The organism is Halomonas rhizosphaerae (assembly GCF_030012485.1).
GTDB lineage: Bacteria > Pseudomonadota > Gammaproteobacteria > Pseudomonadales > Halomonadaceae > Halomonas > Halomonas rhizosphaerae.
Window position 1 is genome coordinate 22,962 of record NZ_JASCQQ010000010.1, and the last position, 12,408, is coordinate 35,369.

General features: G+C 68.6%; 13 protein-coding genes, 3 tRNA genes and 1 riboswitch. Of the genes, 3 read left to right on the forward strand and 13 right to left on the reverse strand.

Annotated features, from left to right (window positions below; translation table 11 throughout):
* Positions 1–15 precede the first annotated feature (15 nt).
* The 5 genes from QLQ86_RS05210 to uvrY all read right to left on the reverse strand — a co-directional run bounded on the left by QLQ86_RS05210 (position 16) and on the right by uvrY (position 3,399).
* Positions 16–89: transfer RNA gene (locus QLQ86_RS05210), tRNA-Cys, on the reverse strand.
* A gap of 26 nt (positions 90–115) precedes the next feature.
* Positions 116–190: transfer RNA gene (locus QLQ86_RS05215), tRNA-Gly, on the reverse strand.
* 60 nt (positions 191–250) lie between these two features.
* Positions 251–802, reverse strand: coding sequence for a CDP-diacylglycerol--glycerol-3-phosphate 3-phosphatidyltransferase (gene pgsA, locus QLQ86_RS05220; protein WP_282816141.1), 552 nt, complete (start codon positions 800–802; stop codon positions 251–253).
* Positions 803–868: 66 nt separating this feature from the next.
* On the reverse strand, positions 869–2,683 hold the full coding sequence (uvrC, locus tag QLQ86_RS05225) for an excinuclease ABC subunit UvrC (RefSeq protein WP_282816142.1): 1,815 nt from the start codon (positions 2,681–2,683) through the stop codon (positions 869–871).
* 68 nt (positions 2,684–2,751) lie between these two features.
* On the reverse strand, positions 2,752–3,399 hold the full coding sequence (gene uvrY / locus QLQ86_RS05230; protein ID WP_282734630.1) for a UvrY/SirA/GacA family response regulator transcription factor: 648 nt from the start codon (positions 3,397–3,399) through the stop codon (positions 2,752–2,754).
* Positions 3,400–3,625: 226 nt separating this feature from the next.
* Between uvrY and QLQ86_RS05235 the strand changes: the two genes are divergently transcribed.
* Positions 3,626–3,701, forward strand: a tRNA-Ala gene (locus QLQ86_RS05235).
* A 36-nt stretch (positions 3,702–3,737) separates the two neighbouring features.
* On the opposite strand, the gene QLQ86_RS05240 is transcribed toward QLQ86_RS05235, so the two are convergent.
* Positions 3,738–3,923, reverse strand: a complete 186-nt coding sequence (locus QLQ86_RS05240) for a hypothetical protein (RefSeq protein ID WP_282816143.1) — start codon at positions 3,921–3,923, stop codon at positions 3,738–3,740.
* Between the two features lie 15 nt (positions 3,924–3,938).
* Between QLQ86_RS05240 and QLQ86_RS05245 the strand changes: the two genes are divergently transcribed.
* Entirely contained in the window at positions 3,939–5,042 is a 1,104-nt protein-coding gene (locus QLQ86_RS05245) for a DUF4236 domain-containing protein (protein WP_282816144.1), read from the forward strand.
* Between the two features lie 103 nt (positions 5,043–5,145).
* Positions 5,146–6,252, forward strand: a complete 1,107-nt coding sequence (locus tag QLQ86_RS05250) for a Glu/Leu/Phe/Val family dehydrogenase (protein WP_282816145.1) — start codon at positions 5,146–5,148, stop codon at positions 6,250–6,252.
* Between the two features lie 49 nt (positions 6,253–6,301).
* Here the strand turns inward: QLQ86_RS05250 and QLQ86_RS05255 are convergent, their stop codons facing one another.
* The 7 genes from QLQ86_RS05255 to argF form a co-directional block, all read right to left on the reverse strand.
* A complete protein-coding gene (locus QLQ86_RS05255; protein ID WP_282734559.1) occupies positions 6,302–7,351 on the reverse strand; it encodes a proline racemase family protein in 1,050 nt (349 codons plus the stop codon).
* Positions 7,348–8,508 (reverse strand): zinc-binding dehydrogenase, encoded by a 1,161-nt coding sequence (locus tag QLQ86_RS05260; RefSeq protein ID WP_282816146.1) that lies wholly within the window; start codon positions 8,506–8,508, stop codon positions 7,348–7,350. The genes QLQ86_RS05255 and QLQ86_RS05260 overlap by 4 nt, the downstream gene beginning before the upstream one ends.
* Before the next feature lie 92 nt (positions 8,509–8,600).
* Positions 8,601–9,404, reverse strand: coding sequence for a thiazole synthase (locus QLQ86_RS05265; RefSeq protein WP_282734557.1), 804 nt, complete (start codon positions 9,402–9,404; stop codon positions 8,601–8,603).
* A complete protein-coding gene (gene thiS, locus QLQ86_RS05270; RefSeq protein ID WP_282734556.1) occupies positions 9,404–9,613 on the reverse strand; it encodes a sulfur carrier protein ThiS in 210 nt (69 codons plus the stop codon). Before thiS ends, QLQ86_RS05265 begins: the two co-directional genes overlap by 1 nt.
* Positions 9,610–10,707 carry a glycine oxidase ThiO gene (gene thiO / locus QLQ86_RS05275; protein ID WP_282734555.1) on the reverse strand — a complete coding sequence of 366 codons (1,098 nt, stop codon included), beginning with the start codon at positions 10,705–10,707 and terminating at the stop codon, positions 9,610–9,612. Before thiO ends, thiS begins: the two co-directional genes overlap by 4 nt.
* Positions 10,708–10,769: 62 nt before the next feature.
* Positions 10,770–10,892: riboswitch (TPP riboswitch) on the reverse strand.
* Positions 10,893–10,969: 77 nt separating this feature from the next.
* Complete coding sequence (locus QLQ86_RS05280; RefSeq protein ID WP_282734554.1) at positions 10,970–11,275, reverse strand: hypothetical protein; 306 nt, start codon at positions 11,273–11,275, stop codon at positions 10,970–10,972.
* A 122-nt stretch (positions 11,276–11,397) separates the two neighbouring features.
* Positions 11,398–12,318, reverse strand: a complete 921-nt coding sequence (argF, locus tag QLQ86_RS05285) for an ornithine carbamoyltransferase (RefSeq protein WP_282816147.1) — start codon at positions 12,316–12,318, stop codon at positions 11,398–11,400.
* Positions 12,319–12,408: the final 90 nt, after the last annotated feature.

Genomic DNA, 12,408 nt, shown 5'->3' on the forward strand with positions numbered 1-12,408 from the left:
CAGCTAGGGGAATGATGGAGGCTGGAGTCGGAATCGAACCGGCGTACACGGAGTTGCAGTCCGCTGCATAACCACTCTGCCATCCAGCCTCATGAGTCGTGCCATTCGTGGGGAATGGAGCGGGAAACGAGATTCGAACTCGCGACCCTCGCCTTGGCAAGGCGATGCTCTACCACTGAGCTATTCCCGCCTGACTCGAGAGCGAATTATACGGATAAGTCGGTGACTGTCAAACAGTTTTCACCACTCCTCAGCGCATCGAGCTGCTCAGGTGCGGCCATGCCGCCTTGAGGTAGAGGAACATCGACCAGAGGGTCAGCAGGGCCGCCACGTAGAGCGTCGCCACGCCCAGCAGGGCAACGGAGGTCCCCGGGGCGAAGGCCAGCAGCACCAGCAGGGCGACCATCTGCAGGGTGGTCTTGACCTTGCCAATCCACGAGACCGCCACCTGGCCGCGTTTGCCCATCTCGGCCATCCACTCGCGCAGCGCCGAGATGACGATCTCGCGGCCGATGATCACCAGCGCCGGCAGGGTCAGCCAGATGGCCTCGTAGCGCTCGATCAGCAGCGCCAGGGCCACGGCCACCATCAGCTTGTCGGCGACCGGATCGAGGAAGGCGCCGAAGGGGGTGGACTGGTCCCAGCGCCGGGCCAGGTAGCCGTCGAGCCAGTCGGTCACCGCGGCCAGCGCGAACAGGGCGGCGGCCAGTGGCATGCTCCAGGTGAAGGGCAGATAGAACAGCACCACCAGCAGCGGGATGAACAGGATTCTGGCCAGGGTGAGCAGGTTGGGGATATTCATCGGGAGGTGCGGTCCTTGCCATGAGAGATACCGGAAACCCCCTCATTCTATCCGTCGGGGCCCGACTCATCCATGCAGGGCGCGATGAATCGTCTCGGCCATTGTGGCACTGATGCCGGGGACCCGGGCCAGCTCCTCGCGGCTGGCCTGCCTGACCCCCTGCAGGCCGCCGAAGAAGCGCAGCAGCTCGCGTCGGCGATGCGGCCCCACGCCCGGAATGTCCTGCAGGGTGGAGGTGCGCCGCGTCTTGTCGCGTCGTGCCCGATGACCGGCGATGGCGAAGCGGTGCGACTCGTCGCGGATGTGCTGGATCAGGTGCAGCGCCGGGGAGGCGCCGTCGAGGTCCAGGCTGCGGTCGACGGTCTCGACGAACAGCGTCTCGAGCCCGGCCTTGCGTGTGGTGCCCTTGGCCACGCCGAGCAGGGAGATGCCGCTCACGCCCAGTTCGGCGAACACTTCTCGGGCCATGTTCAGCTGCCCCTTGCCGCCGTCGACGATGAGGATGTCGGGGCGTTCGCCCTCGCCCTCGGTGAGGCGCTTGAAGCGGCGGGTCAGCGCCTGGCGCATGGCGGCATAGTCGTCGCCGGCGGCCACGCCCTCGATGTTGAAGCGGCGATAGTCGGACTTGCGCGGCCCGTTCTCGTCGAACACCACGCAGGAGGCCACCGTGGCCTCGCCATGGCTGTGGCTGATGTCGAAGCACTCCAGGCGGCGGGGGGTGTCCTCGAGTGCCAGGGCCTCGCGCAGGGCGGCGAAGCGTTTCGAGAGCTGGGTCTGGCTGGCCAGCTGACTGGCGAGTTGCTGTTCGGCATTGGTGCGGGCCAGCTCCCGCCACTGGGCGCGATGGCCGCGGACCTGGGCGGTCAGGCGAATGCGCTTGCCGGCGCGTTCGCCGAGCGCGCGGGCGATCAGGTCGGCATCCGGTACCGGGTGGCTGGTGATCACCTCGGCCGGAATCTCCCTGGCCTGGCCCAGGTAGAACTGGCTGATGAAGTCGCCGAGCAGCGCCTCCGGGCCCAGGTCGAGCCCGTTGGCCGGGGCATGGTGCCGAGCCCCCAGCAGGCGGCCCTGGCGGACCGTGAGCACCGAGATGCACAGCGCCCCGGGTCGGCTGGCCAGTGCGAAGACGTCGGCATCGCCGCCGCCGGTGTCGACGAACTGGCGCTGCTGCATCTGGCGCAGGTGCTGGACCTGGTCGCGCAGGCGGGCCGCCTCCTCGAAGTCAAGCCGGGCGCTGGCGGCCTCCATGGCCTCGCTCAGCTCGCGGGTCACCGCATCGCTCTTGCCCTCGAGGCACATCACCGCATGCTCCAGGTCACGCCGATAGTCCGCCTCGCTGATATGGCCCACGCAGGGGGCGCTGCAGCGCTGGATCTGGTACTGCAGGCAGGGCCGGGTGCGGTGGGCGAAGACGCTGTCCTCGCAGTTGCGGATGCGGAAGATCTTCTGCATCAGCGACAGGCTCTCGCGCACGGCGCCGCTGCTGGGGTAGGGGCCGAGGTAGCGTCCATCGTCGCGGCGCACCCGGGCGCGCTTGTACTCCAGGGCGGGGAAGGGGTGGCGGTCGGTAACGAAGACGAAGGGGTAGGACTTGTCGTCGCGCAGCAGGATGTTGTACGGCGGGCGCAGCTCCTTGATCAGCGTCTGCTCGAGCAGCAGGGCCTCCGTCTCGCTGTTGGTCACCGTCACCTGGATGTCGGCGATGCGGCCGACCAGGGCCTGGGTCTTGGTGTTGAGCGCACCGCGAAAGTAGCTCGCCAGGCGCGCCTTGAGACGACGCGCCTTGCCGACATAGAGGGTCTCGCCGTGCTCGTCGAGCATGCGGTAGACCCCCGGGGATTCGCTGACGCTGCCGAGGAAGTCGCGGGAATCGAAGCTCATGGAAACGGCGTGCCGGGGACGGGAAGCGGAAGCCCTATTCTACCAGATCCGGACCCTCGGGAAGGCGCTCAGTCGGCGTCGCTGAAGCCGTCGACCAGGCCGTGGCGCAGGCCGAGGTGGGTCAGCTCCACATCGGAGGTCACGCCGAGCTTCTCGAAGATCCGGTAGCGGTAGGTGTTGACGGTCTTGGGGCTGAGGAACATGCGGTCGGCGATGTCGGCGACGCGCTGGCAGTTGACGACCATCATCGCGACCTGGAGCTCGCGCTGGGAGAGCTGGTCGAAGGGGTTGTCCGGCGCATCGATGCGCGACAACACCAGCCGCTGGGCGATCTCGGGGCTGACATAGCGCTTGCCGCCGAACACGCAGTGGATCGCCTCGACCATCTCGTCGTGCTGGCAGCCCTTGCTGATGAAGCCGTGGGCGCCGGCCTCGAGCAGGCGCTGGGCGAAGGTCTCCTCGATGAAGGCCGTCAGCACCAGGATGCGGATGTCGCCGGCGAAGCGGTTGATCTTGCGGGTAGCCTCCAGGCCGCCGATCCCGGGCATGCGGATATCCATCAGCACGATGTCCGGTTCGAGCTTGCGCGCCTTGGTGATGGCCTCCTCGCCATCGGCGGCCTCACCGACCACGCGGATCCCGCGCTCGGCATTCAGCAGGTGGGCGATGCTGGTCCGTACCAGGTGATGGTCATCGGCGACGAGAACCCTGATCAACGCAGACGCTCCTGAAGACGTGGTATGTGAGTGTCGTCCCGAGACGGGGCCTGGCTAGGAAGCTGCCAACATGTCGTCCGGCTCGGTATCAGTCTTGGTAGGTTGGCACATCCCGTCCCTAAGGGGAATTGGCACAAGGCAGAAGAGTGAAAATGCCCTCATGGGGTTGACGCCTCCGGAAGGGCTGCGTAATATTCGCTCCGTTCTCGCAGGACGGGAACGACGTGGGGCCTTAGCTCAGCTGGGAGAGCGCAACACTGGCAGTGTTGAGGTCAGCGGTTCGATCCCGCTAGGCTCCACCAACAAGACACATCGAATCAGCCGCTTAGCGTACCCCGCTAGGCGGCTTTTTCGTGCGCCCGTAAAACTCCCGAAAAATTCGCCACGGTTGGTGGCCATTGAAGCCCTTCCGGCAGGTCGATTTCCTCGCCCAGCTTGGCGAATGCCAGTGCTCGCATGGCGGCCCGATATCCTTCGTTACGAATGACGAACAGTGCAGTACCCTGTAGCTCGGGTCCGGTCATCAGGGAGAGGCCATCGTGGGATTTCGCTTCCAGCGTCGCATTCGTCTCGCACCCGGTGCGCGACTCATTACCTGCAGGCTGCGTCCCGGGCTCTCGGTCGGACCGCCCGGTATCCGTCTGCAGCTGGCATCCGGTGAGGGAGGCGAGGGCCTGCCGGTGTATCTGGATATCGCCGCCAACGGGGAGATCCGCTACCGGCATCCCGATGGGCGCCGCCTTCCCGATGCCGAGGCCCGGGCGCTGCGGCGCCATGGCGAGGCGGCGATACGCGCAGCACTCGCCTCGCACTGCGAGCAACTCAACGCCGATCTCGACTCTCTCGAGTGCCTGCACGAGCAGACGCCGCCATCAGGGGCCGCCGGCTATCAGCCGCGCAGCTACCCGGTGTCTCCTCCCACGCCGGTGACCCCGGAACAGCCCGACTGGCGGCATGCCCTCTGGCCGGCTGCCCGGGCACGGCTCGAGCGGGAGAACGCGCGCCGCGAGGCGTCGCATGCGCAGGCCTATCGTGCCTGGGAATGGGAGAAGGCCGAGTTCGATGCCCGCGAGTTCGAGCGTCAGCAGCGCGAGGAGGTCGCGGCCTGGGACGACCCGGAGGCCATGCAGCAGACGCTGGCTGAGCGGCTGGAGGAGCTGGGCTGGCCGCGCGAGACGCTGGTCGACTTCGAACTGAGTGACGACTGTCGCACCATTGCCCTGGACATCGACCTGCCCGGCGAGGAGGAGCTGCCCGACCGCTATTGGACCATGCCGGCCAAGCGCCTCAAGCTCTCGCCGCGCAAGCTCGGCGCCACGCGACAGCGCGAGCTCTATCGGCGCCACGTGCATGGCGTGGCCTTCCGCGTGCTGGGCACGGTCTTCGCGCGGCTGCCGGGCATCGAGCGTGTGCTGGTCTCCGGCCATCACCGGGTCAAGGTCCCGGACAGCGGCGAGTTCCGGGCCCGCTACCTCTTCAGCGCCAAGGTCACCCGCGAGTCGTGGGAGGGTATCGACTTCGACCGACTGGCGCGACTCGACCCGGCCGAGGCCCTGGCGGCCTTCCCCCTGCGGCGCGAGATGAGCCGGGCCGGCACCTTCCGCGACATCACGCCCTTCGAGCTGGACTGGCGCTGGCGGTGACGCCGGCCTGACGTCCTGCCCCAGGGAGTCCCGTCAGTCATGGCGCCATTCCGGGCGAAGCCTGCTAGCTTGACCTCAGGGAGACGTGTTGGGGAGTGCGGCGATGCGCGATGCCTTCGATCTGGCCGACGACCTGGGGCCCGAGAAGATCCTCTACCTGCATGACCCGGCCACGGGGCTCCGGGCCATCCTGGTGGTCGACAACGTGGCGGCAGGGCCGGCCATCGGCGGGACGCGCATGGCGCCGGACGTAAGCCTGGCGGAGTGTGCGCGGCTGGCCCGCGCGATGACCCTGAAGAACGCGGCCGCCGGCCTGCCCCATGGCGGGGCCAAGGCGGTGATCTTCGCCGACCCCAGGATGCCGGCCGATGACAAGGAGCGGCTGGTCCGCGCCTACGCCCATGCGCTGAAGGACGTGAAGGACTACATCGTCGGCCCGGACATGGGCACCGACGAGACCACCATGGCCTGGGTGCACGACGTCATCGGGCGCTCGGTGGGGTTGCCGAGGGAGATCGGCGGCATTCCCCTGGACGAGATCGGTGTCACCGGTTTCGGCCTGGCCGTCGCCCTCGAGGCGGCCGAGCCCTTCGCGGCCTTCCCGCTCGCCGGCGCACGGGTCGCCATCCAGGGCTTCGGGGCGGTCGGCATGAACGCCGCGCGCTTTCTCGTCGAGCGCGGCGCGCAACTGGTGGCGGCGTCCGATTCCGCGGGCAGCCTGACGCGAGCCGAGGGCCTCGATGTCCCGGCGCTGGTCGACTGGAAGCGTCAGGGCGGACGCCTGGCCGAGTTCCCGGGCGGCGAGGGCGGGGGGCGCGATGCCATCATCGACGCCGAGTGCGACATCTGGATTCCGGCGGCACGGCCCGACGTCATCCACGAGGGCAACGTGGATCGGCTTCGGGCTCGGGTCGTGGCGGAGGGGGCCAACATCCCGGTGACCGAGGCCGCGGAGCGGCGGCTCGCCGAGCGCGGCGTGCTGGTGCTGCCGGACTTCATCGTCAATGCCGGCGGGGTGATCTGCGCGGCCGTCGAGTATCGTGGCGGCAGCCAGGGGGAGGCCCTCGCCAGCATCGCGGAGAAGGTCCGCGCCAACGTCACCGAGGTGCTGCAGCGGGCCGAGGCGACCGGGGGGCTCCCCCGTCAGGCGGCCGTCGAGATGGCCCGGGAGCGGGTGGTCACCGCGATGCGCTTTCGCCGGACCTGGTGAGCGGATCTCGTCCCGGGGCCCGGCGAGTACGTCGCCCGCCGGGCGGCGTTCAGTCGGACGAGGCCTGGCCGGCGCTGAGGATATGGTGCAGGCCGGCGCACGCCACCAGGGGGTCGTCGCAGTTGACCACGATGTCGGATCGGGCCAGCACGTAGCTCTTGCCGGTGATGATGTTCTCCACGACCGTATGGGTCCCTTCCTGTCGCGTGCCGGTGAACTCGCCGATGAAGCCGGTCTCGCGCAGCGAGACGGTTTCCAGCTTGTCACCGGGCTCGATGGTGCCCTCGTGGCGCATCAGCGCCAGGCGCGCCGAGGTGCCGGTACCGGTGGTGCTGCGGCAGATCACGCCGGGATGCACGTAGGTGGTCGAGCGGGAGCGGTAGAAGTCGTCGGCGACCTGTTCGACGGGGCCCATGAAGTGCAGGAAGGGCAGCGGACCCACGTCGCCCAGGGTGTAGTGGGAGAAGCCGCGTTCGGCCTGGATCGCCTCGACGATCCGGTGGGCACAGTCGGCGAGCTCCCGCTCCTCGTCGCGGTTGAGGTGGAAGCCCAACTCGGTGGCGTCCACCAGGGCGTAAAAGCCGCCGCTGTAGGCAACGCTGTAGGTCACGTCGCCGATGCCAGGCACATGGATGCTGGCGCGGTAGGTGTCGATATAGCTGGGCAGGCCCCCGCAGGTGATCGCCTCCACCACGCCGTTCTCGACCAGTGCCTCGATCTGCACCAGTCCTGCCGGCGACTCCAGCTTGAAGCGCTGGCGTCCCTCCTGCTTGGGCACCAGGCCGCTTTCCAGCACCGCCGTGGCGGTACAGATGGTGTTGGAGCCGGAGTAGATCGGATAGCCCATCACCTCCATGATGATGTAGCCCACCTCGGCGGCCGGGTCGGTGGCGGGCACGATCAGGTCGACCGACATCTCGGGAATGCCGTAGGGCTCCTCCAGCAGCAGCTTGCGCAGGCCATCGGCGTCGTCGCGCAGGTAGTGCATCTGGTCCCTGACGGTGGCGCCGGGCAGGGGCTCGATGCCGCCGACCACGATGCGGCTGACATCGCCGCCGGCGTGGGTGTCGATCAGTTGCAGGGTCAGTGCCTGGCTCATGAGTGTCCCTCGAGGGCGAAGGGCGCGCCATGCTCGTCCCACTGGCTGTCGGGGACGATCACGATCTTGCCCAGGAAGTTGCTGCCGCGGCTGACGAAGTAGCGCTCGGCCTGATGCAGGTCGGAGAGCCGGAAGGCGGCGTGCAGCACCGGCCTGAGCTCGCCTGCACGGATCCAGGCGATCAGCTGCTCGGCCTCCGCGCGGGTACCGTGGGAGACGCCGAAGATCTGCACCTGATAGAGGTAGATGCGCGTCCACAGGATCTCGCTGATGTTGCCGCCGCTGGCGCCGGCGATGGAGAGGCGAGGGTAGGTGGTGCGTGCCTTCATGTCCTGGATCATGGTGTCGATGAAACGGTCGGTCATCTCGCCGCCGACCAGGTCCATCACCGCGTCGATGGGCGCGCCCCCGGTGGCTTCGAGCACCCGCTCGGCGAAGCCCGCCAGGTCGCCGCGGTCGATCACCGCCTCCGCGCCGAGCGCCTTGAGGGCCTCGGCCTTCTCCTGCTGGCTCACCGCATAGGGCACCGCGCCGACGATACGGCACAGCTGGATCAGCGCCGTGCCGACCCCGCCGCTGGCGCCGCTGACGAGGATTCGTTCACCCGCGCTTACTCGGGCGGATGTCATCATATGGTAGGCGGTCTGGTAGGAGCACATGCCCATGGCGGCGAGTTCGGCGTCGCTGAGCTCCGGGTTGGGCACATGGTGGAACTGGTCCGAGGGCACGGCGACGTATTCGGCGAAGCCGCCGTCGGCGCCGTGGCCGTAGTAGTCCGGGGTCAAGTTGATGTCGCGCCGGGCGTCGGGATAGAGGTTGAAGTCGAGCAGGCCGCGCTCACCGATCCGCGAGGCCTCGACCCCGTCGCCCACCGCCACCACGCGCCCGGCGATGTCGGCGCCCTGGATGCGCGGGAAGGTCAGGGTCGGCGTCCCGCCCATGGCAAACGATGTCACCTCGCCCTTCTTCACCGGATAGAGCCCCTCGCGGGCCTTGCGGTCGGTGTTGTTCTTGGCGGTGGCCGTGACCTTCACCAGCACCTCGCCGGGCCCCGGTCGCGGGGTCGGCACGTCGTCGTGGTAGACCAGCTTGTCGACGTCACCATGCCCGGTCAGCAGCATGGCGGCCATGGTATCGGGGAGGGTCTGGCTGCTCATGGGTGCCTCCTTTCGTCTACGGGGTCGCCTCGGGCAGACGATAGCAGACTTCCCCGTCCCGACGTCATCCCCCGGCGGCTCCTGCGCCGGGACTATCTGCCATCGCGATGCCAGAAGGGCTGGCCCACCGTCGGCGTGCTGGGACTGGCAGTCTGGCGCTGCTGCATGAGTCCGGCCAGGTAGGCCTTGCGGCCGGCGCGGATGGCCTCGGCAAAGGCCTCGGCCATCTGCGGCGGGCGATGGGCCCGGGCCACGGCGGTGTTGAGCAGCACGCCGTCGAAGCCCATCTCCATGGCCTCGGCGGCCTGGGATGGCGCGCCCAGGCCGGCATCGATGATCAGCGGCACGTCGAGGCGCTGGCGCAGGGTCTGGAGGGCGTAGCGGTTCATCAGGCCGCGGCCGGTGCCGATGGGCGAGCCCCAGGGCATCAGCGCCTGGCAGCCGGCGTCGCGCAGGCGCTGGCAGAGCACAAGATCGTCCGTGCAGTAGGGCAGCACCTTGAAGCCCTGGTCGATCAGTTCCCGGGCCGCCTCCAGCAGACCGAAGGGGTCCGGCTGCAGGTTGTAGTCGTCGCCGATCACCTCGAGCTTGATCCAGGGCGTGTCGAAGAGCTCGCGCGACATCTGCGCCAGTGTGATGGCCTCCCGGGCCGAGCGGCAGCCGGCAGTGTTGGGCAGCAGCCGGCAGCCGCTGTCGCGCAGGATCTGCCAGAAGGCCTCGCCGTCGCCGGCCGCGGGGTTCTGCCGGCGCAGGCCCAGGGTCACCATCTCGCAGCCGGCGGCCCGGATGGCCTGCTGCATCACCGTGGGCGAGGGGTAGAGGGCGGTGCCGAGCAGGAAGCGGCTGGCGAAGGCCTCGTCATACAGCGTCAGGGTATCGTCGTGCAGCGCGTCCATCAGCCACCTCCTACCGGGGCCACGATATCGATACGGTCGTTTTCCTGCAGGACCCGTCCGGCGTAGGCCGAGCGGGGCACGAACTCGCCGTTGACCGCCACCGCGACCCGGCGGTCGGCGTAGTGCCACGCCTGCAGGGCGTCGGCGAGCGGTGTGCCGGCGGGAAGGCGGGCGGTCTCGTCGTTGAGTCGCAGGGTGATCTGGTTCATGCGGCGTTCTCCTGCGGCGGGCGTGCCGCCAGTGTGTCGGCGAAGGGCCGGTCACCGTGGCCGCGGATCCCGGCCAGCAGGTGGCAGACCACGGCCGGTGCCAGCAAGTAACCGTGCCGGAACAGGCCGTTGGCGGTGATCAGCTCCTGCTGTTGAGTGACATGTGGCAGGTTGTCGAGGAAGGCGGGACGCAGGTTGACCCCCTGCTCCAGGATGCGCGCCTCGGCGAAGGCCGGGGACAGGGTATAGAGGGCGCTGCCCAGCTCCAGCGAGGATTGCAGGGACATGGGCGAGCGGTCCTCGCTCTCGATCTGGGTGGCCCCGATGACGAAGCGATCCTCCGGCTTGGGGACCACGTAGAGCTGGTAGCGGGGGTGCATCAGCCGTACCGGCCGCGAGAGCTGGATCTCGGCCGTCCGCACGTGCAGGGTCTCGCCGCGCACGCCCCGCAGGCTCGGGTGGCGCGGTCGGGCGCCGGTGCCTCGACAGTCCACGACCAGGTCGAAGCGCCGGGGGCCGTCGGCGGTGACGACCTCGCCGGGGAAGGTCTCCACCGGGCAGTGGGCATGGCACTCCCCGCCCAGGGCGCGAATCTCGTCCAGCAGGCGGGTGAGCAGGGCCCGGTTGTCCAGGTGGGCCTCGTCCGGCAGGAACAGGCCCTGGTGGAAGCCGGGCGCCAGGTCGGGCTCCAGCCGATGGATCCCCCGGGCGTCGAGCGTCCGGCAGGGGGAGTCGCCGCCCAGCGCATGGTCGAGGTCGCGGCGGAACTGGGTGAGCTCACCCAGGTCCTGGGGGTGCGCTACCATCAGGCTGCCGTTCTGCTGCCACAGCGATTGAGCGTCGAGGGCTTCGAGCCACCTCGGCCATTGGGCCAGGGCGAAGCGGCCCATGTCGTAAACGCAGCGTTCGGAGATCGCCGTTTCGCAGAGCGGGGCGACCATGCCGGCGGCGGTCCAGGCGGCAGCGGGCGGGGCGTCCAGGTCCCCGGCGTCGTAGAGGGTGACGGCGTGGCCGTCGCCGAGCAACTGCCAGGCGACCAGGCGCCCCAGCAGGCCGGCGCCGGCGACGGCGATGTGATCGGTGGTGTGTGTCACGATAGCGGCCATCCAGCAGCAGGCATGGCTGACCAGGGGGGATGACGGCAGGGGGCGGGCAGGAATGACACGCGCTTGTTCCCTCCGCAGGCATCAACCTGATCAGGTTCAACGGGTTCGGCCGTACCGATCTCAGCCCCCGTGCACGGCTCCATGAGCGTGCCGGGGCTCCCCGACAAGTCCTGCCAACTTAACCAAAGATGCCCGGGCACGCAATCTCGTCGCGTACCCGGGCATCAGAGGGGATGGCGTCCTGTCCGCCTCAGGCGCAGTCGGCGGCCCCTTCGCCGAACATGTCAAACAGTAGTTCGCGGCCGAGGCCGGTCAGCACGAAGCGCTGCTGGTCGTTCCAGGTGGCGGCCCGGCTGGTCTCGAGGATGTGTTGGCAGGGTGCCCAGTCGCGGTCGGCTTCGCCGAGTGCCTTGAGGGCGTTGCGGTCGAGGCCGCGGTGCGGGACGGTGACCGTCTCGAGGACGTGCCCCTGGCGATAGAGCAGGGCGGCCATGTTGGAGAGGCACTGACGCAGGCTGCGCTGCATGCCGTGGGTGCTGGGGGTGTCATCTATCATGCTGCCGCATCTCCTGAAGGGATTCTGCTGCAGCGCATTATACATGCGACGAAGGTTGATGTCATACCAAGGTCTAACATGCCCCGCCGTGGCAGCCTCCACGCCGGGCGGGGCAGCATCCCTCACCCCTCCACTCGCCCCAGCAGCAGGAACTCGATCAGTGCCTTCTGCGCATGCAGGCGGTTGCCGGCCTCCTGCCAGACCACGGCCCGCGGATCATCGAGCAGGGTCGTGCTGATCTCCTCGCCGCGATGGGCGGGCAGGCAGTGCAGGAAGAGCACGTCCTCCTTCGCCCGGTCGAGCATCGCCTCGCTCACCTGGAGGCCGGCGAAGTCCGCCTCGCGCCTGGCCTGCTCCTCTTCCTGGCCCATGGAGGCCCAGACGTCGGTGGTGACCAGGTCGGCTTCCGCCACGGCCTGCTGGGGATCGCGGAGGATGGTCACCCGGTCGCCGGCGGCCGCGAGAATGTCCTGGCGGGGCTCGTAGCCCTCCGGACAGCAGATGCGCAGCTGGAAGTCGAACTGGCGGGCGGCGTTGATCCAGGAATGGCACATGTTGTTGCCGTCGCCGATCCACACCGCGGTGCGGCCCTTGACGCTGCCGCGCAGCTCGGTCCAGGTCATCACATCGGCGAGCAGCTGGCAGGGATGGTAGTCGTCGGTGAGCGCGTTGATCACCGGCACCGTGCTGGCGGCGGCATATGCCTCCAGTCCCTCGTGGGAGAAGGTGCGGATCATCACCGCGTCGACCATCTCCGAGAGTACCCGCGCGGTATCGCCGATGGGCTCACCGCGGCCGAGCTGGGTGTCGCGGGGCGAGAGGAAGAGCGCATGGCCCCCGAACTGCGCCATGGCGGTCTCGAAGGAGACCCGGGTGCGGGTCGAGGACTTCTCGAAGATCATCGCCAGGGTGCGGTTGGCGAAGGGCGTGTAGGTCGGCCCGTGGGTCTTCAGGCCGTTCTTGATCGAGATGGCGCGCTGGACCAGGTAGCGCAGCTCGTCCGGACTGAGGTCAAGCAGGGTGAGGAAATGGCGGGTGGCCATGGTGTCGCTCCACGGGAAAAAACGACCATCCTAGCCAGCCCACGGGGGATGCGCAACGCGCCCGTCATCAGTAGAATGGCCCTCATCCAC